The sequence below is a fragment of the Brevundimonas diminuta genome, from assembly GCF_039673845.1.
Lineage (GTDB): Bacteria > Pseudomonadota > Alphaproteobacteria > Caulobacterales > Caulobacteraceae > Brevundimonas > Brevundimonas diminuta_E.
This window is the reverse complement of the sequence record NZ_JBDJMK010000015.1, coordinates 1-24,047: the sequence shown is the minus strand read 5'-3', so window position 1 is coordinate 24,047 and position 24,047 is coordinate 1. Positions and strand designations below refer to the sequence as shown.

Genomic DNA, 24,047 nt, shown 5'->3' with positions numbered 1-24,047 from the left:
CCCGGCCTTGATGCAAGGCCGGGGGCGTCACGGGATCAGAAGTTGAAGTTCAGCGTCACAAAGCCGGAGCGCCCCGGCCCGACATTGGCGAACAGGCCGACGTGCGAGCCTTCATAGATGGTCTCGTCGGTCAGGTTCTGGATGTTCACCCGGACGTTGACGTTGTCGTCGATCGCATAGCTGCCCATCAGGTCGTAACGCCAGTAGGAAGGCACGCCCAGAGAGTTGGCGTCATCCATCCAGCGATCCGACATATAGGTGGCCCCGCCCCCGACGGTGAACCGGCGGATCTCATAAGTGCTCCAGATGCTGAAGCTGTTCTGGGCGATGAACTTCAACCGCTTGCCGTCGTTGGAGCCCGCCCCGTCGTCCAGCATCTTGGGATCGAGATAGGTGTAGCCGCCGTAGATCGCCCACGCCTCGGTCACATTGCCCGAGAAGCCCAGTTCCAGACCGCGCGTGCGGTTGTGCCGATCAGGGCCACTTCGCCGGTCGTGGGGTCGGTGGCGCGCTGGTTCGTCTTTTCCGCCTCGAACACGGCGGCGGTCAGCGACAGGCGGTTGTTCAGCACCTCCCACTTGGTGCCCAGTTCAAAGCTGCGGTTCTCTTCCGGGTCGAGGTTCGGGCGCGAACCGCCCAGGCCGCCGCCCGCCGAACCGTCCGCCCCGCCCGACTGGCCTGCCGTTTCGCCCGACGGGTTCGATGAGGTGCCGTAGGACAGATAGATGCTGCCGTTCTCGCGCGGCTTGTAGACGAGGCCCGCCTGATAGTTCCAGAATTTGGAGCGGTTGGAGACCGAGCCATCGGTCACGTCATAGTCGTCGTAGCGCAGGCCCAGATTCAGCGACCATTTGTCGGTCAGATCCATCGTGTTGAACACATAGGCCGCCTGGGTCCGCGTTCGGTTGCTCAGGGCGTCATAGTCGTCGCTGAAGTCGGCCAGGGTCGGGCCGCGATAGGCGGGATCGCTGGCGTTCGGCTTGGTCAGGTCGGTGCGCCCCACGGCGAACAGGGCGCTGGCCGGAACGTCGCCGGTCAGCAGCTTCTCCTGCGCAAAGTCCAGCCCCGCGACGAACTGGTTGCGCACGCCCGCAACGTTGAAGGCGCCGCGCAGCGCCGTCTGGTTGGCCCAGGTCTCGCTGCGGCGATTGCCGGTCCGCACGTCGCGGTTCACCATGCCCGACGCCACATGGATGGTGGGACGGCTCATGATGTACTGGCTGGTGGATTCCGCCAGCCGGGAGACATTGGTCAGCTGGAAGCCGTTGGGGAACTCATGCTCCAGCGTCAGGGTGCCGATGTCGGCGTTGTTGCGCCGGGCGTCGCGGCCGACCACGCCATAGAAGTTATCACGGCGCACCTTCACCGGCTGGCCGCTGCCGTCGATGGCGAACGGGTGGCCCAGATCCGGCACATCGTCGGCGCGCAGCATGTAATAGCCCAGATGGATGCTGGTGCTGTCCGACAGGCGATAGGCCAGCGACGGCGCCAGTCCATAACGCTCGGCGTTGACGTGATCGCGGCCAGGCGTGTCCGCATGGTGGCTCATCAGGTTCAGCCGCACGGCGAACCTGTCCGTAATCATCCGGTTCATGTCGAGCGTGCCGCGCATGTACTGATCCGTGCCCGCGCCGATCGAGCCTGACAGGAAGTTGTCGGGGCGCGGACGCTTGCTGACCATGTTGATGCTGCCGCCGGTCGATCCGCGCCCGCTGTAGGCCGAGCCCGGTCCCTTGATGATTTCGACCTGCTCGATGTTGAAGGCTTCATGCGCGAAGCGGCCCAGATCGCGCACGCCGTCGATGAAGATATCGGTGCTGGCCTCATAGCCGCGAATGAACGGCCGGTCGCCGACCGGGGTGCCGCCCTCGCCCAAGCCCAGCGAAATGCCCGGCGTCGTGCGCAGCACATCGGCCAGCGAGGCGGCGCCGCGCTGTTCGATCAGTTCGCGGCTGATGACGGTGACGCTCTTGGGCGTATCCAGCAGCGGCGCCGTGAACTGCGGGCCGGTGGGTTCGCCGGCGCGGCGGCCAATCACCTCGACCTCGTCCACCTCCGTCACGGCCGTCGATGAGGGCGTCTGCGACTGGGCGAGGGCGGCGCCCGGAACCGCCAGCAACAGGGCGGCGGACATGGGCGGAAGAAGGCTGGACAAGGGAAGGCTCCGGTTCCTGAAAGACCGCGCCGCATTGATCTTGAGAATGGATCGCATAACGCCGTCGAGGTGGAGCCTGCTAATAAGAAAGACTCTCAGTATCAAAACGACATTTGTCACAGGCTGTCCGTCGCGCCCGCAGACGCGCCTCTTCAGACGCCGCCCGCGGGCCGAACGTTGAAACAGATGCCCGCCGCCAGTTCGAGATTCCTGTCCGCCAGAAAACGCTCGATGGTCGCCAGCAGGGCGTCGGCGGGAACCTCGCAGACCTGCGCCTCATGCGGCATGACCAGGGAGACGACGCGCGGCACGGTGCGCAACCGGAACAGGCGACGCGATCCCTGTCGCGCGCTGACCTCGACGGCGCCGAGCTCCTCCAGCAGCCGCAGACTGCGCGTCACGGTCGAATAGGAGGCGCCGACGCCTCTTTCCGACACGGCGTTCCAGACGGCGTCCGTGTCCATGGCCTGACCGGCGGCGGCCAGCACGTCGAAGACGGCGGCGCGCGTCTCGTTCACCACCCTGCCCTGCCGGGCGGCGAAGGCCTCAAGCGCGGCGAAGGCTTCGCGCTCATCCTGTGAAGCAAGACGACGGCGCGACGGCGGCGCAGCAGGCGGCGCTTCGGCGGCAAGGCTGAACACGTCCCGGGCACCACGCCTGTGCGCCGTGACCGCGCCGATGTCCTCCAGCAGCCGCAGGGTGCGCGCAATGGTCGAACGGGCGAAACGCCGCGCGCCGCCGTTGCTCCTGAGCCAGACCGCCTGCGCATCCAGCGGGCGATCGGCCTCGCGCAGGACCTTCAGGACGACCTCATGCTCGGGACCGACGACATGACCTGCGCCTTCAATGAGGGCCACAACCTCGGCAGAGGAAATCACGTCGGAAAGCGCCGCATCAAAACCCCGACGACGGACGCGACGGACAAGATGCGCACACAAGACGCGCCATTGATCATGACGCCTGCCAGACGGCGCTCATCAGCGAGTTGCAGAACAGGAAGGAACGCAGGCATGACAAAGGCCAAGAAGGCTGAATCGTCCGCCCCCAAACGCGGACGCCTGAATTCCTAGCAGCCCTCAGTGGTCCGGCAACGGCCCCGGTCGTTTTGTAATCTGACCGCAATGTATACGTCAGGTTCCGTCGCGCAGCCCCGCCCCGACACCGCTCAGATAGTCATCCATCGACGCGCGAAACGCTGGCGTGGCGTCCTGACGCGCACGGCGGAAGCTGACTTCAGCGCCTTGTGCATCTCCCTCAGCGCGCTGAAAGCGCCCCAGGTTGAACCACCCCCGGAAATCGCCGCCCTCGGCTGCCTGCTGATATAGGGCGCGCGCCTGCGCGAGGTCGGCCTCGACGCCCCAGCCGTCCTCATAAAAACCGCCCAGAAGATTCATCGACTTGGCGTGCCCCAGCGCGGTCGCACGCCTCAGCCAGCCCAGCGCCGCCTGGCGATCCTCGGCGACGCCACGCCCCAGCGCGAGGGATGTCGCATAGTTGTACATTCCCCAGTCCAGCCCCTTGTCCGCCGCACCGCGAAACCATGTCGTCGCGATCGCAGGATCGGCGCTCACGCCCCAGCCGTTTTCATAGCAGCGGCCGACCATGTTCATCGCCATCGGATGACCGGCGCGCGCCGCCTTCAGAAACCATCTGAAGCCCGCCTGTGCATCCGCTGCGGCGCCGCGTCCATCCAGCAGCATCTGGCCCAGCACAAGCTGCGCTTCAGGAACCCCGGCCATCGCCCAGGCCTGAAACTGCGACAGGGCCTGATCATTCGGAAGGGTCAGGGCATGATCTATGTCGCGCGCAGCGGGCTGGTTCATAATCGTCGTCTCTGAACGAAAGACGCCCCTCCGCTGCAAACGGAGGGGCGTCTCATGAAGCCGGATGGCCCCTAGTAGCGGAAGTTCAGCGTCAGCGTCGCCGAACGGCCCGGCGCCACCGTCGCAAAGTGCGTCGGATAGGCCTGGCTGAAATAGTACTCATCCGTCAGGTTCTGCACGTTCAGGCGCAGGTTCAGCGCATCATTGATCACATAGGTCGCATTGGCGTCGACGCGCGTGTAATCGGGAACCCATTTGACGCTGTTCGCGGTCAGGGTTGAGGCGTTCCCATAGACCTTGCCCATGTAATAGACGCCAAGACCCAGATTCAGCTTGGACGTCACCTGATAGTTCGTCGTCACCGAAGCGCTGTGCTCAGGCGTATTGGGGAAGCGGATTCCGTCATTCAGACCGAAGTTGGCGCCGGCGCCGCCCGCCTTGACCAGTTCAGAGTCCATATAGGTATAGCCTGCAAAGATCGACCACTGCGGCGTGACCTGTCCGGTCGCGCCCAGTTCCAGGCCCTGGATGACCTTCTCGCCGACCTGATAGGCTTTTCCGTCCGCCAGGATGATACGGGCGTTATCGGTTTCCATGCGGAACAGGGCGCCCGACAGCGACAGGGCGCCGTCCATCAGGTCCATCTTGCCGCCGACCTCATAGGCCACGTTCTTTTCAGGCACGAAGGCGGCGTTATCAAGATTGCTCAGGCCGTTGGATTCCGAGCCCTGGCCCATGGCCGCCCCCACGGGAATATAGGACGTGGCGTAGCTGGCGTAGATCGAGGCGTTCGCAACCGGCTTGTAGACGACGCCCAGCTGATAGTTGAACAGGTCGTCGCTGCGCTTGAAGGTCGAGCGCAACTGCGTCGTCGCATTGCGCGATGTGACGTTTTCAGCGTCATACAGTTCATACCGCAGGCCCAGATTGATCTGCCACTGAGGGTTCAGCGTAATGGTGTCGAACAGATAGAGCGCCTTGGACGTCGTCTTGGCGTTTGCCGGATTGTTGTTGCGCGTGATCGTCCCGACCCAGGGATCATGAGGGTTGGGATTGTTCAGGCTGGTGCAGTTGTAGGTGTCCACCGCGTTCGGCAGGGCGCAGAACTCATAGGATGCAACCGTCGCCCCATTGCTGGTCACGGTGTAGGAATCCGTCTCGCTTTCCTCTCGCGAGAGCTCAAGCCCAACGGCGAAGCTGTGGTGCAGGGCGCCGGTCTGAAGCGTTCCATACAGATCGGTCTGGTTGATGAGGCTGGTCGCCTCCGAAATCCGCGAGTTCGTGCGCCGCCAGACATAGCCATAGGCCGCGTTGCCATGGGAATCGTCCGGCTGGGTCCAGACATATTCCATTCCGGTTTCACCATACCGCGTCGTATTGCGCAGATGCAGGATCGGGCTGAGGTCATGCTCGATCCGGATCGTGCCGGTGTCGACGTTCTCCTTGCGGAAATCCCGGTTGGCCAGGCCGTAGTAGGTGTTGCGATCAACGCGGAACGGACTGCCGTCGCCGGGCGGCGTGGGCGTCATTCCCGGCTTGACCGAACCGGGCCGGATGGCGGCGTTGTTGTAGGGAATCCCCGAGTCCGGCAGATCGTCGGCCTCAAGGTGATAATAGCTCAGATAGGCGCGCGTCGGCGATCCCAGCCCCAGGCTCAAAGTCGGCGCCACGCCCCAGCGCGAGTTGTAGATCGCATCCCGACCGGCGACATCGGCGTCATGCACCATGGCGTTCAGGCGCACCGCCGCCGTCTCGGACAGCTGATAGTTGGCGTCCAGGGTCGCGCGACCATAAGAATCGGTTCCGAGCCCGGCCGATCCGGCGATGAAACTGCCCAGACGCGCCGTCTTGTTGTTGATGTAGATGCCGCCTCCGGCCCCGCCCCGGCCCGTATAGGCGCCCGAAGCGCCCTTGATCACATCGATGCTCTCGATGTTGAACACCTCGCGCGACTGGGCGCCGATGTCCCGCGCGCCATCGACGAAGGTGGACGACTGCGTGTCCGCGCCGCGCAGGAACGGACGGTCGCCCAGCGGATTGCCGCCCTCGCCCGCCCCGAAGGTGATGCCCGGCACCGTGCGCAGCGCATCGACCAGCGTATCCGAACCCGTCGCCTGGATGATCTCTTCGGGGATGACCGTGATCGAACGCGGCGTATCGCGCAGCGGCGCCGTCTGTTTCGGCTCCTGACGACGCAAGCCGGTAACGACGACGTCCTGCACCGACGTTGCGCCCTGCCCCGTTCGGTTCTGGTCAGACACATCGCCCGAGGCGGCGGCCGCCTGAGCCGACGCGACGCCCAGCCCCCCGATCATGGCGAACGCCAGGCTGGAAACGCTCGTGGCTCGTCGGGCGGCCGATAGGTTCGAGGTCGTCACAATTATGGATCCTGATTTCAGACGCGCGCAAACGCCGCATGCGGCGGAGCGTCGCATTAAGAATGCGAATGGATCGCAGATCTAAGATTGTCAATGCGAACCATTCACATTTGGGCCAAGATGTCCCTGCAGACCTCACAACGTGCTTTCGGCGCCAACAATTACGATCTGCGCCCTGTCAAATAACTGCCAAGCACACGCTCAATTATCGGAAAAAGCCGCCGGCTAACCCAGCCAGGGCTCTCAAGCGCTCTGTAAAGGCCTTACGCGCACTTCAATCCCCGCACTCAGAGCAAATCCCTCCTGAGCCAAGACCAGATGGAGCGCGTTCAAAGCTCCCGTCGCCTCAATGCGCCGAACAGATCCGTTCACCTCATCCACCAAAACGATGCCCAGCGCGCCCCCAGCGAGGCTATAGTAGCAACGCTTTCTGTCCCGCGCCGCGAGCTTGGCGATCCCCACTTCATGCAGCAGCTTGAGCGTGCGCGATACAGTCGCCCGAGAGACCATGAAATGGCGACGAGTCTCCGCCAGCAACTGCTCCGCATGCACAGGACCATCCGCACGAACAAAGGCGCGAAGTATCGCCACTCTCTCCGGATTCATCATATACCCGCGAGCACTCAACATAGCCGCATAAGGTTCAATGGACGGCGTCCCTTCGCCCGACGGCGCAATAAAGCGAGCTTCCAGATAGCCGAGCGGTTCGGTCTGCTTCGCCTGATAGGCGTCGACGACAATCCCATAGGTGGCACGACCTGCATCGCACCCCATGAGTTCCGCCAAGCCAACCGAACGCAGAAAGCTCAGCGTCCGCGAAACAGTCGCGCGGGAAACACCATGAAAACGGTTGGCGCTTTCGAACAACTGCTCAGCATCAACCGGGACACCGGCCTCAACCAGCGCGCGAAGAACCGCCATGCGCGGCGGGCTCATCGTATGCCCGCGCTGGCGAAGCATATGGACAATTGACTCGAATAAACACGATCTGGACACGCTGCCTCAGCGCCGGACGCTCGAGCATAAAGTCAGGCTGCGCCTAGACGCATCCAAGCGACATTCGGCTTTATTTCTCGGCCAGCAGAACATGACGAAACATCGACTCATGCAAACGGCCTGCCAGCAGGCCTACGCCCATCAACCGCAGCATCTTACGGACGCACTCAAACGGTCAGAACATAATAGTCAATATCAACTTCATGACTATGATGGGTTGGGCATACCCTTCATACGGCTGCAACATACCCTTGGCTCAGACGAGATGTCGGCCCCAGCAACCTGCGCCCTGCCAATCCCGACTTCCGCGCGATCGTGGATCGCCTTTGGCTATGGATGAACATCGTCCGCCGTGCCGACATGGTCGGCGCGATACACGCCATCCCTCTTCCGCAGGACTACGAGTTGAGCGCCACGAAGCTCTCGCAACGCCAGCGGTGAATGCGTCGTGATGAATGCCTGGAGCGGTGGCGGATTCCGCCAGCAGACGCTGATCCCGGGCCTTGGTGTATCGCTCGACCTCTTTCGAGGTCTGGCGACCCGTCACACCTTTGATCTGAGCTTCCGTGCAGCCCGCGTCGGCTAGGCGGGTCGCCGCCGACTTTCTCAGCACATGCGCCGACCGATCGGGAATGCCCGCCGCCCGGCAGGCGCCACGGCACCAGTTCCCGAAGCCTCCAGCCGTAAAACCGACGCCAGTCTGCGTAACCAGTCTGCGTAACCAGAAAAAGCATCTGATCCGGCCCGTTGCCGCAACAACCCAGCTGGTGGCGTGATCCTTGCCGGGCATTTTTTACGCATTGAACCGCCCGGATAGGCCTTGCGGCGATCTTTCGAGGGGCGGAGACCGGTGTGCTCCATAAACCGAATAGACCGCTCCGCCGTCGACAGTCGCTCACGGGCATACACTTGGTTAGGCGCCACGGCGTCGCAAACGAAATGGTCGTCGGCGACTATCCTCAGGTTTCCAAAACCGCGCGCCCGCTTGAGGTCGGCCTTACCGCAGGTCTCTAGGACAGGGCGCGACAGGGGCGCCTTCATCGCCGCAATCATCATCGCCACAATCATGATCTTCTGGATCAATGAGCTCTGAAACCAGGCGAGTGGCGGCGCTCGCCAGCCTGGATTTAATGACCCAGCACTGAACGCTTTCAGCGCCCCCCATCCACGGCCGGGGAGAGAGGGATGGCTCGTCTAAAAAGCACCGCCACCAAAGCGCGGCCGGCGCAGGACGCATCAACTTCAATACATTTCCCGCTTCGGCATCATACATTCTCCGCCGAAAAACTGCTCGATTGACAGAATGGCCTTGTTGTGACGACTATCACTCGTATTTATAAAGATACATGCTCGAACATAAGAGCGTGAAGGGGAGTGACAATGGGATATCGTACCCAAGCCTTGGCTATGTCCGCCATAGCGGCTGGCTTTACCGTTTTAGCAGGCACAGCCGCCGCTCAGGACGTCGTTCAGGTCGATGAAGTCATCGTCACTGCACGCAAAACCAGCGAACGCCTGCAGGAAGTGCCGCTGGCCATCACCGCTCTGAACGCCGAAGAGATGCAGCGCCGCGGTATACGCGAAGTCACGGACCTGTCCTCAATCGCGCCCGGCCTGAACATCGAAAAGGATCAGGGTCGCCGTTTCGAACGCCCGGTCATCCGCGGCCAAGCCAACGTCTTTGGCTCGCCAAACGCCGCTTCCTTTATCGATGGCGTCTATATCCCGGACAGCCTGTTCGCGACTGAAATGGCCTTCGTCGACCAGGTTGAAGTGATCAAGGGCCCGCAGTCGGCCCTGTACGGCCGCCAGACCTTCTCAGGCGCCATCAGCTACACCACGCGCAAGCCGTCACAAGAGGTCGAGGGCCTGATCCGCGCCACGGCGGCCGAGCATGATGAGTACAACTTCCTGATGGGCCTGAGCGGCCCGCTGGTGAAGGACGTTCTGTCAGCACAGGCCTCGGTCAACTACTACACCTATGGCGGCGAGTACCGGAACAATGCGCCCGGCACGCCCAGCGACGGCAAGACCATAGGTCAGGAAAAGACTGTCGGCGGCACCCTGGCGCTGATGTACACGCCGACGTCGGATCTGAGCTTCATCCTGCGCGGTTCATACGCCCACAACGACGACGGCCATGAGCCGATGGCGATTCAGCGATCCAGCGCCAACAACTGTTATCTCGATACCCGCACCCAGTATTACTGCGGCGCCATCAACATCACGCCGGACATGATCGGCCTGAACCTGGACGAGATCGGCGGCGGCGGCGTCGAACGCAAGACCGGCCGCGTGAGCCTGACCGCAGAGTATGAGCGCGGCGGCTACACCCTGACCTCGATCAGCGCCTACAACGACTCTGAAGAGCACCGTAAGGCCGATCTGGACTACCTGCCCCAGCGCCTGCTGGGCGGCTCGCTGCATGTTGACGACCGGGTGAACATCAAGGGCTTCAGTCAGGAGCTCCGCATCGCTTCACCACGCGGAGAACGCCTGCACTGGATGGCAGGGGCCTATTACTTCAACAGCGATCGTCGGGATGGACGTTATCGCTATGTCTCGCGCGCCCTGCAGGACAACGGCACGATCCAGACCGAAAACCTTGCTGCGTTCGGCCTGGTCGGTTTCGACTTCACCGAAAAGCTGTCGGGCACAGCCGAAGTACGCGTCGCCGAAGAGAAGCTGCATCTGACCGGCGGCGACTCCAACTTCGATTATGAGGCGACCTATCGCTCGACCAATCCGCGCTTCACCCTGTCGTACAAGGCAAACGACGACCTGATGTTCTACGGCCTGGTGGCGCGCGGCAACAAACCGGGCGGCTTCAACACCGATGTGCGCCTGGCCCCCGCGGATCGCTCTTACGGTGAGGAAACCGCCTGGAACTATGAACTCGGCTTCAAGAGCGACCTGTTCAACCGCCGCGTCCGCCTGAATGTCGCCGGTTACTATATCGACTGGTCGAACCAGCAGATGACTCAGGTCGCAAATCTGTCCTCGACCGAAACCGTTTCCTTCATTCGCAATGTGGGCGAGGTCGAGGTCAAGGGCGTCGAGGTCGAGGCCCAGACCAAGATCACCTCCGACTGGTCCGTGCGCGGCACATTCGCCTATGCGGACTCTGAATACACCAACGCCACTGACCCGGACTTCGCCACCCTGAGCGGAGGCGACGGCGATGTGCGCGGCAAGGCCATCCCGAACGCGCCCAAGATTCAATACTCGCTGGGCAGCAACTACGCCTGGCACGTCGGCGAGAACCGCTTCTTCATCGACGGCTCCTATTCCTTCCGCTCGAAGAAATATGATCAGGTCGCCAACCTGGCCTGGGTCGATGGGCGTGATACCGCGAATGTCCAGTTGGGATGGGAGCGCGGCATGCACCGAGTGATCCTGTTTGGGCGTAACATATTCGACAACATCGATCCGGTCGGCATCATCCGCTACTCGGACTTCAGCACCAGCAAGCGGGGCTTCGTCGGCTCCCTGCCGCGCGGGCGCCAGATCGGCCTGACATACGAAGCCAACTTCTGATCGCCCTGGCGATTATGTAAACAGGGCCTGCGGTTTACGCCGCAGGCCTTTTTCATGCCCACAGCCCCCAGACAGAAAAGCGCCCCGGGCGGCGGCGCACCCGGGGCTGATATCTGAGCAGCGTTTCGATCAAATGGTGGAGGCTGTCCCTCGGCGCCCCTCGGCATCCGGCTTCTCACCCAGCACCACATACCAGGCGCGCGGGCCGTCTCGCATCCTCACGGTCGTCTCCAGCACCTCATCAGAGGCGAAACCCGCCTCCAGCATGACTTCAGGCGCCTGGGTGGTGAGGAATTCGTCCCAGAAGGGTTCATCGTTATTCTTCGTTTGCCAGGCGAAGATGAACTTTTCGAAGGCGCTGAAGTCAGCGCCTTTCATCGGCACGTCCTGATGCACCACCACCCCGCCAGGACGCAGCACGCGGCGCGCTTCACTAAAGATGCGGCCCAATGAAGCGCGCGACACCTCATGCATCATGTTATGCGACACGACCAGGTCGAAGCTTTCGTCTCCGAACGGCATGTCGCCCGCGTCCATCTGGCGGAAGTGCGCCTTGAACCCCATCGCCTCGGCTCGGATATGGGCGTAGCGCAATAGGCCTGGAGCGACATCCACGCCATAGACCTCAGCTTCCGGAAAGGCCGCCGCATAGCCGACGGTGGCGCCCCCAGAGGCACAGGCCAGATCAAGGATGCGACGCGGCTTGAAACCCGGATATCGATCCGCCAGAAATTCAATAACGGCCGCAGATTTGGAATCTCGAGTACCGATGCCGACGCCCAACGAATAGGCGTTGCCTCCGCTCTCATAATAAGCGCCAGCGACAAAATCGTCCGCAGAGCTCTCGCCCAGCATGTAGCCGCCAGGCTGACCGTGAATATGCCCTGCATAGGCGTCAGCGGGAGCCTTGAAATCAGGACGCGTTTCGCAACTGCCGCCCGCTGGCGCGTTGGCCAGACGCGCGGCCACATCCTTCATGCGTGGAAGCTCACGATGGATGGTTTCGCCCACCGAGTTCCACATTACGTCCTGAGCACTGCGACTGAAAGCGCTCCAAATCTGATAGAAGGGGTCGCCGATCATGGCGGCGGTGATTTCCTCGACCGTTTCAGGGCGCCGCCCAGTCGTCGTGGCCCAGGCCGGACCTGCACGAGCATCGAGAGCGGTTTTATTCGCGTCCTCATAACGGCGCAGGCGGTTCTTCAACTGAACGATGTACTGGGTGCGCGCCGCCTCGTCATGAAGCGGCCGAGCCAGAAGCTCATGGGTGGCCGTACGGTCGATGATCATGCGCTCTCTCCATGTTCGACTGGCGTTCAGTCCGTCAGGATGTATTATCTCAAATACCTCTTGAGCGGAAGCTCTCTTGCTGGATCGGACCATGGCCCCAACACCGCCTTACGCCCATGCCGAACGCGCCCGGAAAGATCGCCCCGATCTTGGAGCAGGCGGCGTCGTCGCCCTGCTGACACCTGCGGAAAACCCCACTGCGGAGCCGGAGCTGTCCGTCCTGCTGCCGTCGGATATCAATCTGCTGACCGCGCGCATGTATGCTCCCCATACCGGGATGAACGATCGTTTGGTCAATTATGAAATGCGCCTGGAGGAATGGCTGGCGCCTTTCGGGGAAGCGCCGCTGGACGCCATCGCCTTCGCCTGCACAGGCTCTACCTATCTGCTTGGCCCTTCACGGCGTCGTCCAGCACCGCTTCAGCGTTCGGCCACGTCCTGCCCTGTCATCTGCGCCGCAGATGCCCTGAAAGACGCTCTGGATTCATTAGGCGCACAACGCATCACCCTGCTCAGCCCCTATCCAGCGCCGCTGACCCATGCTGCCGAAGTTCATTGGCGCAATGCTGGCTATCAGATCGCCGCCGTCATCCAGTCTCCCCTAGCGCCGAACGCTACCCATCCGATTTACGGTCAGACGGCTGCGTCCCTACTGAATGGTCTGCGTCAGTGCATCGATGCTCGCGATGTCGACGCCATAGTCGCCATGGGGACCGGTGCGCCCAGCCTGGCCGCCCTTGCGGTCGCCAGCCGCGAGACAGCCACGCCCATCCTGTCGTCAAACCTGGCGACCGCATGGTCCGTAACCGCGGCGCTTGGCCTGGAAGCCCCCTCGTCAATCGCCGCCTGGCTAGCGCCTGACGCCTCATGGCGAGACCGACTGTGGAGCCGCTTCCCTACGGTCCGCGACCGCATGAAGCACGCCTGACATCTCTTTCATTTCCACTTCGAGGAGCTTTCAATGTCCACACCCAAACCGCCCCGGCCGACTTTCTTCGCAGACACGGCCAACGATCGCCTGACCGCCATCATCACCGCTCTGGTCACCGAGGTCGCCGGTTTGAGCGATCGTGTCGCCACGCTCGAAGGCTTGCTGGCGGATCAAGGCGTTCTGGCGCCGGACGCAGTAGACCATCATACGCTGACGCAAACGCAGATTGATGCCCGTCGCGCCCGCCACGCCGCCCTGACCGACCGCATATTCTATGTGCTTCAAGAAGAGGTTGATGTCTTGAAGGGGCAGATAGAGGCCTGATTCAAAAGACGGGCCGGGACGCCATCTCCCCGGCCCGCCGCCCCGACCATCCCCCTTAAATGGCCAGAAGCCTTCTTGTCAGGTCAAATGCGCGGCTTTGCGCAGGCCATCGATCATGGATGAGCGCATCACATAGTCCTTGTGACGTACCGGGTCGGCCAGCATAGCCTGCATGTCCGCCATCATGACCCGTCGACGCTCGGGATCTCGCTCCTGCATGCGCCCTCGATTACGATCCGCCTGAGCCAGGATTTCCTGCTCCGCAATAGGACGGCGCTGCCGAGTGTAGAGGTCCAACAGCGCTTCGTCCGCACCATTCAGAACCGCCTTGAGCTTCTCGGTCAGGTTGAAGGCGTCATGAATGCCTCCGTTCATGCCCATACCGCCCGACGGACTGTTGATATGAGCGGCGTCGCCCGCGAGAACGACACGTCCGCTGCGGTAGTCCGGCGCAATACGCATGTGTACGCGATAGGGGCGGATTTCCAGCACGTCATAGCGCTGGTCACGAGCGACGATGCCCTGCAGCTTGGCCTCGATGCTGTCGGGCGCCAGCGCTTCCTCAATGGACTCTTCGCCGCGCGGATAAAGGCTACAGCGCCAGAAATCCTTCAGCTTGAGCAAGGAGAAGGTGCCGCCATTCGTCCAACAGTAATTGACGTTTGACAGGCCCTCCAGGTGGTCCTCAAAGGGGAAGCCCGTGATCGCCAGGATCGTCGTCTCAGGGTATGTCTTGCCGTCAAATTCCCAGCCCAGCAGGCTCCGCACCGCGCTACGTGCGCCGTCAGCTCCGATGAGGTAGCGACAGCGCAGGGCATAGGTCTGACCATTCTGCTCATAGGTTACGGAGACGCCGCTTTCATCCTGGTCGATGGCGCTAACCGACGCGCCCATCCGGATCTCGACATGACGCGCATCGACCAGATGGTCGGCCAGGATGCGGCACAGGCGGAACTGTTCACATTGCAGACGAAAAGGGTGTTGGGTCTCCCCCTGCAACAAGGACAGATCGAAAACAGCTCGCTCGCCCGTTTCGTGCTGACGAACCTGCCACTGCTCGCACTTCAACCCCTGCTCAATCAGCGGATCGGCGAGGCCGTACTGAGCCAACATGTCCAACGTCGGCGGATGAAAAGTCGAGGCCCGCAGGTCTTCAGGCAGCTCTGTTTCAGCCTCAAGCACAACGGCCGAAATCCCGAAGGCCTCCAGCCGCATAGCCGCGCTCAATCCAACCGGACCGGCGCCGACGATGACCACTTGGGCGTCCCATTGCTGCATATTGGCGACCTCAACCTTACTTGTATTTGACTTAATACATTTGTTCGCCATTCCGGCAAGAGGGAAGCCACATGTCGAGGTCAAAACGGCCCAAGCCACGAAATCAAGAAGCGCTGCAACTAGGCAATGACATGTGGACGGACGCGTAGACCGACGCGGCCTTGCAGCCCGCCCCCATCACGTATTAGCTTGAAAACAACACAAGTCACCACAGTATCAGGATGACCGCCATGCCCGCCCCTGCACTTCCGCTCGACCTAGCCCCAGACTTGGTCACAAGCTTCATCGACGGCGCATGGATCGGCGAGCGCGGCGGCTACCGCCTGCCCGCCTTCTACCCCGGCAACGGCGAGATCATCTCTGAACTACAGGAAGCCGACGCCGCGGAAGTCGATCGTGCGGTCCGCTCCGCCCGACGGGCTTTCGATGATCCGTCGTGGCGTGAAATGTCGGTCGATGCACGCCAGGCGGTGCTGTATCGGATCGCAGATGCCATCGACGCCCACGCCATGGAACTGGCGACACTAGAAACGCTGAACGCCGGGATCGTCCGCCGCGACGTGCTCAGTCGCCAGGTCGTCCGCGCCGCTCACAATTTCCGCTTTTTCGCCGAGGCCATCAGCCAGCAGCCCGGTCAGGTCTGGCAGCAGATCAAGGATCACCTGACCTTCGTCACGCGCCACCCCGTCGGCGTGGCCGCCCTGATCGCGCCGTGGAATTCACCGCTGGCGTTGGCGTCGATGAAGGTCGCCTCGGCCATCGCCTTCGGCAACACCTGCGTGCTGAAGCCGTCGGAACAGACGCCGCTGTCGCTGGCGCGCATGGTCGAGATCATCAATACCATCACGCCGCCGGGCGTGGTGAACCTGGTGAACGGGCGCGGGGCGGTGACGGGCGCCGCCCTGGTGGATCACCCCGAGGTCGATCTGATCGCCTTCACCGGCGGGACAGAGACGGGCCGCCACATCATGCAGGCGGCCGGTCGGCGACTGAAACCGGCGGCGATGGAGCTGGGCGGCAAGTCGGCCAACATCATCTTCGCCGACGCCGATCAGGAGCGAGCCCTGGACGGCGCCCTGATCTCCATCTTCTCGAACAACGGGCAACAGTGCCTGGCCGGGTCGCGCATCCTGGTGCAGGATTCCATCTTCGACGAGTTCGTCGATCGCTTCGTCGAGCGGGCGCGAAAGATCCGCGTCGGCGACCCGCTGGACGACGCCACCGAGATCGGCCCCATCGCCTCGGCCCGTCACCGTCAGCACATCCTGTCCTATGTCGACATCGCCAAAAGTCAGGGCGCGACCCTGCTGACCGGGGGCAAGGCGCTGGACCGGCCGGGCTACTTCATCGAGCCGACCGCCGTCCTGGCGCCCAGCAACAGCGACCGCGTCTGTCAGGAGGAAATCTTCGGCCCCTTCGCCGCCTTCGTGAAATTCAGCGACATGGAGGACGCCGTCCGCATGGCCAATGAAAGCCAGTTCGGCCTGGTCGGCTATTGCTGGACGCAGAACATCGACAAGGCGCTGCGGGTCAGTCAGGCGGTTCGCACAGGTCTGATGTGGGTCAACACCCCGATGGTGCGTGAACTGCGCGCGCCGTTCGGCGGCGTGAAGGATTCAGGTCTGGGTCGCGACGGCGCCGCCGCCTCCATGGCCTTCTTCACCGAAGAGAAGACGACGACCATTCCTCTGGCCGACGTGCCGCTGCGCAAGTTCGGCGTCTGATCCCGACGGAGTTGCGGCGGGCCTGTCCCGCCGCGCTTTATCTCAGCCGATGTGGCGCCACTGCGGACGGGCTGAGCTGTTATCGCGCGTCAGCAGCATGTGGTACTCATACTGATCGGGATTATAGAGGCCGACCTGGTGCTCGAACGGGCGGCCGTCCCCGTCGAACACCGTCCGGCGCAGACGCAGCAGCGGCGCCCCGATGGCCACATTCAGCTTATTGGCCGCCGCGTCGTCGGCGGGAATGGCGCTGATGGTCTGTTCGGCGCGCTGGGCGCGTATCCCCCCGCCTTCCAGAATGCGCATGATCGGCCGGTCGTCGATGACGCTCCGGGGCGTCAGGTGGGCGACCGAGCTCGGCAGCCACACCGTCGTCACCGACAGGGGCTTGTCCTTGAAGAAACGCAGGCGCTCGATCCGCAGCGCCCGCTCGTCGGCGGGAAGGTCCAGCGCCTGAAGCACGGCGGCCGGCGTCGGCGCCTCGGGTTCATAGGCCAGCAGCCGCGCCGTCGTCTCAAGCCCCAGGGTGATGAGGTTCTCGACCAGACCCGACACCCGGCTTTCCTCTCGCTGCGCCTCATCCGCGCGCGGGGCGACGAAGGTGCCGACGCCATGCTTGCGTCGAATCCAGCCTTCGCGTTCCAGCAGATCCAGCGCGCGCCGCACCGTCACGCGCGACACGTCATAGGCCGCCGCCAGCTGCATTTCGGACGGCAGCGGCTGCTCGGGCGCAAAGGCGCTGTCCTTGATCTGCTGACGCAGAATGGTGGTCAGCTGGTGGTAGATCGGCAGGCTGCTGGAACCGCCGTCCGCCTTGAGGCTGCGCCGACCGATATCGGTCCCTGCCCCGGCGCCCTGTCTGGCCAAGCTCATCCTCCACACGCTGGCGTCAGGGCCTGCGTCGTCAATTAGCGAACTTGTGCTTATTATCAGACCTTAGCGGCTTGGCCACACCGGCTTGTCTCCGTCGCCGCCGCAAGCCACACAAGACGGCATGACATCATCCCCGCCCACAGACGACGCCCTGGATCTGCGTCCCGAGCTTCTGGACGACAGGCTGCCGATCCCCCTGTATCATCAGGTTCGGCTGCTGCTGGCCGAGCGCATCCGGCGCGGCATGTTTCCGCCCGGTTCCCTGTTGCCCGGGGAGCATCAGATTGCAGAATTGCTGGGCGCGTCGCGAATAACGATCAAGCGCGCCATGAATGAACTGGCCGATGCGGGCCTGGTCACGCGCCATCGGGGCCGCGGCACGGTGGTGGCGCCGCAGGTCGAACTGCCGGTTGTGACGGGGTCCTTTTCGACCCTGATGGATTCGCTCAAGACCATGGGGCACGAAACCCAGGTCGAGTTGCTGGAAAGCCGGTCCGTCGCCGCCGATAGCGACGTCGCGCACGCGCTGGCGGTCAACCCGGGCGCCCCTGTGCGGCGCATCATCCGCCTGCGTCGGTTGGGCGAAACGCCGTTTTCCTATCTGGTGTCGTGGTTGCCAGAGTTCGTGGCCAGCGGATGCGACGACGCCGCCTTCGCTGAACAGTCCATGCTGGACCTGCTGGAGCGGGCCGGGGCGACGCCGCATGAGGCTGAACTGTGGATCTCGTCAGTCGGAGCGGACACCGCTGCGGCCTCGGCGCTCCAGGTGGCGATCGGATCGCCCCTGCTCAGGATCGAGCGGATCATGCGCCGGGCCGACGGCGAACCGGTCCAGTATATTCACGCTCATTATCACGCCGACCGCTTCCGCTATCACCTGCTCAGCCGCCGCGAAGAAGGAAACTGGCAGGACGGCGCCTGATTTCCGCTGCGCCGTCTCAGGACCGGCTGGCGCCCGCCGCAGGACCGTCTATAGTTGGCCTATCTTTATACCATTAAGGACAGACCGACCGTGAGCGACCTTGTCTTCGAACCGACCATGATCTGCGAGAACAAGACCGCGCGCGAGTTGTTCGAGGCGGTCAAGGCCAATCCCGCCCGCGCCCGTTTCGGCTTCGGCGAGAAACTGGCCGTCGTGAACGTCGACTTCCAGCAGTCCTACACCCGCCCCGACCTGTTTCCGAAGACGGCCTATGTGACCCATCCCGACCAGATCGGCTTCACCAACCGCATCTCGGCCGCCGCGCGCGCCAAGGGGATGCCGGTGATCTGGAGCCATGTGGCCTATAAGGCCGACGCCGGGGACGCGGGCGTCTGGGGCACGCGCACCGACACGCCCGACAGCCTGCAGAACATCAAATACGGGTCCGAACGCCACGCCCTCGATCCGCGCTGCCAGATCGATGAGGCTGTGGACCTGATCTACACCAAGCGGATGCCCTCGGCCTTCTTCGAGACGCCGCTGAACTCCTACCTGCGCTGGCACAAGGTGGATACGGTGCTGGTGACGGGGGGCTCGACCTCGGGCTGCGTGCGCGCCACGGCGGTGGACAGCCTGTCGTACGGCTTCCGCACCATCGTCGCCGAGGAGTGCGTGGCGGACAAGCACGAGAGCTACCACTACGCCAATCTGACCGACCTTCAGCTGAAATACGCCGACGTGGTGTCGGCGCAGGAGGTGCTGGACTGGCTGGCCGCGCGCTGAGCCGACGGCAGCCTGAAGAACCGAAGGGCGGCGGACCGAAATCCGCCGCCCTTCTTTTTTACGCTTTTACGCTTCCCGGCCGAAGGATGGGGGCGACGGCCGAGTCTGGAGCCGGGACGACGGCGGCGTCAGCCGCACGCCGCCTCGACAATCTCTGAGACGCCGGTGGTCCATACGGCGTCATCCTGCGCCAGACCGTCCAGCACGCGGCGGACAGACTTCATCCGGAACGGCAGGCCGCTGACGTAGGGTGTCAGGGTGAAGCCGACGACCTGGCCGCCGAAACGGTCGGCCTCGGCCTTGTGCAGGCGGATCGCCTCCAGCACCTGATCGGCCCATTCGTCCTCGGTCTGAAGGCGCACGGTCAACAGGGTGCGGTCGTCCAGTTCATTCGACAGAGGCGCCGCCCAGACCACGCCCTTTTCGGTCTGCATCGGCACGGGAACCGTGTCCTGCTCCCAGTCCAGACAGATGTCGAAGCCCGCTTCGGCGATCAGCTCCAGCGTCTGGAACGACTGCTGCCGCGCCGGGCTCATCCAGGCGCGCGGCTTCAGCCCGGCCCTGTCGAAGGCGTCGCACGTGCGGCCAATCCACTCCGCTTCGACGCCCGGCTCAAGCCCGCTCCAGTGGATGCAGTCCGCCTCCCAGCCATAGGCGGCGATCTCATGCCCGTCGGTCAGGATGGCCTCAACCAGCGGCCGGGCGCGTTCCAGCAGGACCGCATTGATCGGAAACACCGCCTTCAGCCCTCTCGCCTTCAGCGCGTCCAGAATGCGGAACACCCCGACCCGATTGCCATAATCGCGCGTCGTGAAATGGCGCAGATCCGGATAGGTCGTCTGCATGGCGCCGGGGTGCTTGAACGGCTTGCCTTGCGGGTTCAGGCGGTGGAACTCCAGCGGGACCACGATCATGGCGGCGGCCGTTTTGCCGTCCGGCCAGGCGATCTTCGGCCGCTCGGTCGCCGGACGCCACGGATACAGCGTCTGATCCATGCCGTAGGAGCGGTGCGGATAGGTCAGATAGTCCTCAGGCAGCGCCATGGCCGAACCCCTTTCCTCCGGTCGCGCAGCCCTTGGCCGCTATGTCGGCCTGCGTCTGGTCCCAGCAGTGGTCACGATAGTAGCCCGCGATCTCAGCGCCGGTGGCGAACCACACGTCGTCGGCGTGGCCCATCACGTGTTTCAGCGCCTCTTCGAACGGGCCAATGCGGTGCGGCTGGCTGACCAGATAGGCGTGCAGCGGAATGCACATGACGGTGCCGCTCTGCTCGCCCTCTTCCAGCAGTTGGTCGAAGTGCCGCTTCAGGATGTCGGTGTAGCGCACCGGGCTCATCCCCAGTGCGCCGTAGGTGATGACGTCGTTCACTTCCAGCGAATAGGGCAGCGAAATCAGCTTGCCCGACGCTGTCTTCACCGGCTGCGGCTGGTCGTCCTGAAACAGGTCGCAGGTGTACCAGAAGTCGTTCTCGGCGATCAGATCCAGCGTCCGTTCGGTGTGCGTCAGAGCCGGAGCCAGATAGCCGCGGATACGTTGGCCGCTGGCCTTTTCGACAGTCCGTATGGCGTCCTCGATGATGGCGCGCTCCTGCGCCTCATCCATGCCGTAGGAATAGCGGGTGTTGTAGATGCCGTGCGAGAAGAACTCCCAGTTCCGCTCGACGCAGGCCTCGATGATCTCGGGATGGTGGTCGCACAGGGCGACGTTCAGCGACACCGAGCCGCGCAGGCCGTATTTGTCCAAAAGCTCCATCAACCGCCAGTGGCCGACGCGGTTGCCCCAGTCGCGCTGGGAATAGGCGACGACATCGGGCGCAGGCTTGGGCCAGCCTGCGCGGCCGGGGTTCTTCGCGGGATCGAACTCATAGAACTCGATGTTCGGAGCGACCCAGAAGGCCAGCTTCTTGCCGCCGGGCCAGACGATCTTCGGCCGGTCCCGATAGGGCCAGTAGTCGTAGAGGTTGGGGTCTGCGACGGTCATGCCTTCTCCTCTTCCTGCGCTTCGTATCGCTGTCCCAGCGCCATCATCTCATCCAGGCCGATGCGGTCGTTGACCCCCATCAGGTCGGTCATGTGCGCCCGGTGCGCCGCCGTGCCGCCATCGCGCTTCAGCACCGACAGGAAGGCTTCGACGGCCGGAATGACGGCCCGCACCATCGCGCCCGGCGCGATGACCAGACGATAGCCAAGGTCAGACAGGCTGTCGGCCGAACTCAGCGGCGTGTCTCCGCCCTCGACCATATTGGCCAGCAGGGGAACACGGGCGGCGAAGCGTTCAGCCACCGCCCGCATCTGATCCAGATCACGCGGCGCCTCGACGAACAGGACGTCGGCCCCGGCCTCAAGGAACAGTTCGGCGCGATCCATCGCCGCTTCAAAGCCTTCGACCGCGATGGCGTCGGTGCGGGCGATGATCAGGGTGTCGTCGTCGTGGCGCGCGTCGACGGCGGCGCGGACCTTGCCCGCCATCTCCGGCGCCGAAATCACGCCCTTGCCGCGCAGATGGCCGCACCGCTTGGGGAAGGTCTGGTCCTCGATCTGGATCGCGCGGGCGCCCGCACGCTCGAACAGCCGCACCGTCCGGCCCATGTTCAGGGCGTTGCCGAAGCCGGTATCGGCATCGACGATCAGAGGAATGTCGATCCGCTCGGTGATGCGCGCCGCCACGTCAACGACATGATCCAGACTGACCAGACCGATATCGGGCCGCCCCAGCTGGGTATAGGCGACCGAGGCGCCCGACAGATAGGCCGCCTCGAATCCCGCCTGCTGGATCAGCAGGCCGGACAGGGCGTCATAGCAGCCCGGCGCCAGCAGGGCGGGCGACTGCTTGAGCCGACGACGCAGGTTCAGACGCTCGCTCATGCGGCGCCCGCCAGCTTCTTCTTCAGGTGCGGCATCAGCCCCCCGTCATCCATCATGGCCATAAGGTGCGGCGGCAGGGGCGTGAAATCATAGCCCTGCCTCGTCGTCAGATTCGTCAGACGCCCAGCCGCCAGATCGACCTCCAATCGGTCGCCTGCGGAAATTTCGCCCGCCTGCTCAAGGGTGATGCAGGGCACCCCCAGATTGATCGCATTGCGCCAGAAGATGCGGGCGAAAGAGCGCGCGATCACGGCGCGCACGCCCAGCAGGCTCAAGGACACCGCCGCCTGTTCGCGCGACGAGCCGATGCCGAAGCTGCGGCCGCCGACGACGAAGTCGCCCTTGGCCACCGTGCGGGCGAAGTCAGGATCGACAGCCGCTAGACAATGTTGCGCCAGTTCCTCGGGCGGCAGCTTCATCAGCGTGCCCGGCGCCATGACGTCGGTGTCGATATTGTCGCCGAAGACGAAAGCCCGACCGCTCATGCCGTCTCTCCCAGAAACTGACGCGGATCGGCGATGCGGCCTGCAACAGCAGCGGCGGCCACGGAATAGGGCGAGCCGAGATAGACCTGCGCCTCCTTGGATCCCATGCGTCCCTTGAAGTTGCGGTTGGTCGAAGAGATGCAGACCTCGCCATCCGCCAGCACCCCGGCGCCATAGCCGGCGCAGGCGCCGCAGCCGGACGGCAGCAGGACCGCTCCCGCCTCCATCAGCGTCTGCAAGGTGCCGTCCTGCGTCGCTGTCGTCGTGGTTTTCTGAGACGCCGGGGCGATCAGCAAGCGGGTGTCCGGCGACACCCTGCGGCCCTTCAACACGGCGGCGGCCATGCGCAGGTCTTCGATCTTGGCTCCGACGCAGGCGCCGATATAGCACTGATCCACCTTGATCCCGGCGTGTTCGGTCACGTCCTGAGTGCGTGACGGATCATGCGGCGCGGCGATCTGCGGCTGCAGCGTCGCCGCATCGAAGCGGTGAACGGCGGCGTAGACAGCATCACGGTCCGACGCCAGCGCCAGAGCCGCCGCCTCATCCTCCACCGGACGCCCGGCCGCGCGCAGATAGTCGAAGGTGGTCCGGTCCGGCGCCACGACCCCGGCTTCGCAGCCCAGTTCGGCGGCCATGTTGCACAGGACCATGCGCTCGGCCATCGACAGGCCCTCGACCGTGTCGCCGCCGTATTCAATGGCCTTGAAGGCGTTGTCCATGCCCAGTTCGCGGCACAGGAACAGCATGATGTCCTTGGCCGCAACGCCCGCGCCGAACCGGCCCGACCACTCGACGCGGATCGTCTCGGGCACGGCCAGCCAGGTTTCGCCGGTGGCGACGATGGCGGCCATGTCGGTGGCGCCATAGCCTGCTGCATAGGCGCCGAAGGCCCCCGCCGTCGGCGAGTGACTGTCGCCCCCCGCCACGAAGGCGCCCGGCCGGATCAGGCCATGCTCGGGCAGGACCAGATGGCAGATGCCCACCATGTCGAAGAAGGCGCCGACCTGATGTTCGGCGGCGAACTCTCGCGCCAGCTTCAGGATGCGGGCGGATTCAGCGTCCACCGCCGGAACATAGTGGTCAGAGACGATGGCGACCTTCTGCGGATCCCACAGGCCCACGCCCAGTTCGCGCAGCATCGGGGCCCAGCGACGCGGCCCCGAACTGTCGTGCGCAAAGGCCAGATCGACCTGAGCCGTCACCAGTTGGCCGGGCGCAACCCGGGCCACACCCGCCGCCCGGGCTATGATCTTTTCAACGAGGGTGGAGCCCCGGCCCATGCCTTCTCCCGATGATGCGCCGCACAAGGGCATTGCTGGATCAAATGATATAGTTTTATATCATCTAAACGCGCAGCCTTGGCAAGCGCATTCCCGCATCTTCCAGTCCATCAGGAACGCTCATCATGTCGAACCCCGCCGCCCCTTCCGCCCAAACTTTTCGCTGGGATGATCCGTTCGACCTGACGGGGCGTCTGACGGACGAGGAGCGGATGGTTCAGGACGCCGCCCGGTCCTATGCGCGTGAGGCCCTGCTGCCGCGCATCGTCCCCGCCTTCCGCGACGAGGTGTTCGACCGCGCCATCATGACCGAGATGGGCGAGATGGGCTTCCTCGGCGCCACCCTGCCGGAACAGTACGGCGGCTCTGACGCCAGCCACGTCGCCTATGGCCTGATCGCG

The 24,047-nt window shown here is 63.8% G+C and carries 22 protein-coding genes; 7 read left to right on the top strand and 15 right to left on the bottom strand.

Annotated elements, in window-relative coordinates; translation table 11 throughout:
- Nucleotides 1-35: 35 nt before the first annotated feature.
- The 7 genes from ABE454_RS15465 to ABE454_RS15435 all read right to left on the bottom strand — a co-directional run bounded on the left by ABE454_RS15465 (nucleotide 36) and on the right by ABE454_RS15435 (nucleotide 8,435).
- Nucleotides 36-428: a TonB-dependent receptor domain-containing protein gene (locus tag ABE454_RS15465; protein ID WP_346532999.1), complete on the bottom strand. Its 393-nt coding sequence runs from the start codon at nucleotides 426-428 to the stop codon at nucleotides 36-38.
- Nucleotides 425-2,155: a TonB-dependent receptor gene (locus tag ABE454_RS15460; protein ID WP_346532998.1), complete on the bottom strand. Its 1,731-nt coding sequence runs from the start codon at nucleotides 2,153-2,155 to the stop codon at nucleotides 425-427. Before ABE454_RS15460 ends, ABE454_RS15465 begins: the two co-directional genes overlap by 4 nt.
- 152 nt (nucleotides 2,156-2,307) lie before the next feature.
- Nucleotides 2,308-3,033 carry a transcriptional repressor gene (locus tag ABE454_RS15455; RefSeq protein ID WP_346532997.1) on the bottom strand — a complete coding sequence of 242 codons (726 nt, stop codon included), beginning with the start codon at nucleotides 3,031-3,033 and terminating at the stop codon, nucleotides 2,308-2,310.
- Nucleotides 3,034-3,285: 252 nt separating this feature from the next.
- Nucleotides 3,286-3,978 (bottom strand): tetratricopeptide repeat protein, encoded by a 693-nt coding sequence (locus ABE454_RS15450; RefSeq protein ID WP_346532996.1) that lies wholly within the window; start codon nucleotides 3,976-3,978, stop codon nucleotides 3,286-3,288.
- 71 nt (nucleotides 3,979-4,049) lie between these two features.
- On the bottom strand, nucleotides 4,050-6,293 hold the full coding sequence (locus ABE454_RS15445) for a TonB-dependent receptor (protein ID WP_346532995.1): 2,244 nt from the start codon (nucleotides 6,291-6,293) through the stop codon (nucleotides 4,050-4,052).
- A gap of 306 nt (nucleotides 6,294-6,599) precedes the next feature.
- On the bottom strand, nucleotides 6,600-7,277 hold the full coding sequence (locus tag ABE454_RS15440; RefSeq protein WP_346532994.1) for a transcriptional repressor: 678 nt from the start codon (nucleotides 7,275-7,277) through the stop codon (nucleotides 6,600-6,602).
- A 681-nt stretch (nucleotides 7,278-7,958) separates the two neighbouring features.
- Complete coding sequence (locus ABE454_RS15435; RefSeq protein WP_346532993.1) at nucleotides 7,959-8,435, bottom strand: hypothetical protein; 477 nt, start codon at nucleotides 8,433-8,435, stop codon at nucleotides 7,959-7,961.
- 297 nt (nucleotides 8,436-8,732) lie between these two features.
- On the opposite strand from ABE454_RS15435, the gene ABE454_RS15430 reads away from it, so the two are divergent.
- Nucleotides 8,733-10,889 (top strand): TonB-dependent receptor, encoded by a 2,157-nt coding sequence (locus ABE454_RS15430; RefSeq protein WP_346532992.1) that lies wholly within the window; start codon nucleotides 8,733-8,735, stop codon nucleotides 10,887-10,889.
- Between the two features lie 129 nt (nucleotides 10,890-11,018).
- On the opposite strand, the gene ABE454_RS15425 is transcribed toward ABE454_RS15430, so the two are convergent.
- Nucleotides 11,019-12,179, bottom strand: a complete 1,161-nt coding sequence (locus ABE454_RS15425) for a class I SAM-dependent methyltransferase (protein ID WP_346532991.1) — start codon at nucleotides 12,177-12,179, stop codon at nucleotides 11,019-11,021.
- Nucleotides 12,180-12,270: 91 nt separating this feature from the next.
- Here ABE454_RS15425 and ABE454_RS15420 point away from each other — a divergent pair, with 91 nt between their 5' ends.
- Nucleotides 12,271-13,107, top strand: coding sequence for a maleate cis-trans isomerase family protein (locus ABE454_RS15420; RefSeq protein WP_346532990.1), 837 nt, complete (start codon nucleotides 12,271-12,273; stop codon nucleotides 13,105-13,107).
- Between the two features lie 33 nt (nucleotides 13,108-13,140).
- Entirely contained in the window at nucleotides 13,141-13,434 is a 294-nt protein-coding gene (locus ABE454_RS15415) for a hypothetical protein (RefSeq protein WP_346532989.1), read from the top strand.
- Between the two features lie 78 nt (nucleotides 13,435-13,512).
- Here ABE454_RS15415 and ABE454_RS15410 read toward each other — a convergent pair whose 3' ends face one another.
- Nucleotides 13,513-14,712: an FAD-dependent oxidoreductase gene (locus ABE454_RS15410; RefSeq protein WP_346532988.1), complete on the bottom strand. Its 1,200-nt coding sequence runs from the start codon at nucleotides 14,710-14,712 to the stop codon at nucleotides 13,513-13,515.
- Between the two features lie 269 nt (nucleotides 14,713-14,981).
- On the opposite strand from ABE454_RS15410, the gene ABE454_RS15405 reads away from it, so the two are divergent.
- Nucleotides 14,982-16,436 (top strand): aldehyde dehydrogenase, encoded by a 1,455-nt coding sequence (locus ABE454_RS15405; protein WP_346532987.1) that lies wholly within the window; start codon nucleotides 14,982-14,984, stop codon nucleotides 16,434-16,436.
- 42 nt (nucleotides 16,437-16,478) lie between these two features.
- Here the strand turns inward: ABE454_RS15405 and ABE454_RS15400 are convergent, their stop codons facing one another.
- On the bottom strand, nucleotides 16,479-17,303 hold the full coding sequence (locus ABE454_RS15400) for a GntR family transcriptional regulator (RefSeq protein ID WP_051040129.1): 825 nt from the start codon (nucleotides 17,301-17,303) through the stop codon (nucleotides 16,479-16,481).
- Nucleotides 17,304-17,430: 127 nt separating this feature from the next.
- Here ABE454_RS15400 and ABE454_RS15395 point away from each other — a divergent pair, with 127 nt between their 5' ends.
- Nucleotides 17,431-18,231: a GntR family transcriptional regulator gene (locus ABE454_RS15395; protein ID WP_346532986.1), complete on the top strand. Its 801-nt coding sequence runs from the start codon at nucleotides 17,431-17,433 to the stop codon at nucleotides 18,229-18,231.
- A gap of 90 nt (nucleotides 18,232-18,321) precedes the next feature.
- On the top strand, nucleotides 18,322-19,014 hold the full coding sequence (locus ABE454_RS15390) for an isochorismatase family protein (RefSeq protein ID WP_253111486.1): 693 nt from the start codon (nucleotides 18,322-18,324) through the stop codon (nucleotides 19,012-19,014).
- A 128-nt stretch (nucleotides 19,015-19,142) separates the two neighbouring features.
- On the opposite strand, the gene ABE454_RS15385 is transcribed toward ABE454_RS15390, so the two are convergent.
- The 5 genes from ABE454_RS15385 to ABE454_RS15365 are packed head-to-tail and all read right to left on the bottom strand — an operon-like array spanning nucleotide 19,143 to nucleotide 23,646.
- A complete protein-coding gene (locus tag ABE454_RS15385; RefSeq protein ID WP_346532985.1) occupies nucleotides 19,143-20,057 on the bottom strand; it encodes a polysaccharide deacetylase family protein in 915 nt (304 codons plus the stop codon).
- Nucleotides 20,044-20,994, bottom strand: a complete 951-nt coding sequence (locus ABE454_RS15380) for a polysaccharide deacetylase family protein (RefSeq protein ID WP_346532984.1) — start codon at nucleotides 20,992-20,994, stop codon at nucleotides 20,044-20,046. The genes ABE454_RS15385 and ABE454_RS15380 overlap by 14 nt, the downstream gene beginning before the upstream one ends.
- A complete protein-coding gene (locus ABE454_RS15375; RefSeq protein WP_346532983.1) occupies nucleotides 20,991-21,878 on the bottom strand; it encodes an isocitrate lyase/PEP mutase family protein in 888 nt (295 codons plus the stop codon). Before ABE454_RS15375 ends, ABE454_RS15380 begins: the two co-directional genes overlap by 4 nt.
- Nucleotides 21,875-22,363: a 3-isopropylmalate dehydratase gene (locus ABE454_RS15370; RefSeq protein ID WP_346532982.1), complete on the bottom strand. Its 489-nt coding sequence runs from the start codon at nucleotides 22,361-22,363 to the stop codon at nucleotides 21,875-21,877. The genes ABE454_RS15375 and ABE454_RS15370 overlap by 4 nt, the downstream gene beginning before the upstream one ends.
- Nucleotides 22,360-23,646 (bottom strand): aconitase/3-isopropylmalate dehydratase large subunit family protein, encoded by a 1,287-nt coding sequence (locus ABE454_RS15365; protein WP_346532981.1) that lies wholly within the window; start codon nucleotides 23,644-23,646, stop codon nucleotides 22,360-22,362. Before ABE454_RS15365 ends, ABE454_RS15370 begins: the two co-directional genes overlap by 4 nt.
- A 125-nt stretch (nucleotides 23,647-23,771) precedes the next feature.
- On the opposite strand from ABE454_RS15365, the gene ABE454_RS15360 reads away from it, so the two are divergent.
- On the top strand, nucleotides 23,772-24,047 hold a 276-nt coding region (locus tag ABE454_RS15360), incomplete at its 3' end, for an acyl-CoA dehydrogenase family protein (protein WP_346532980.1).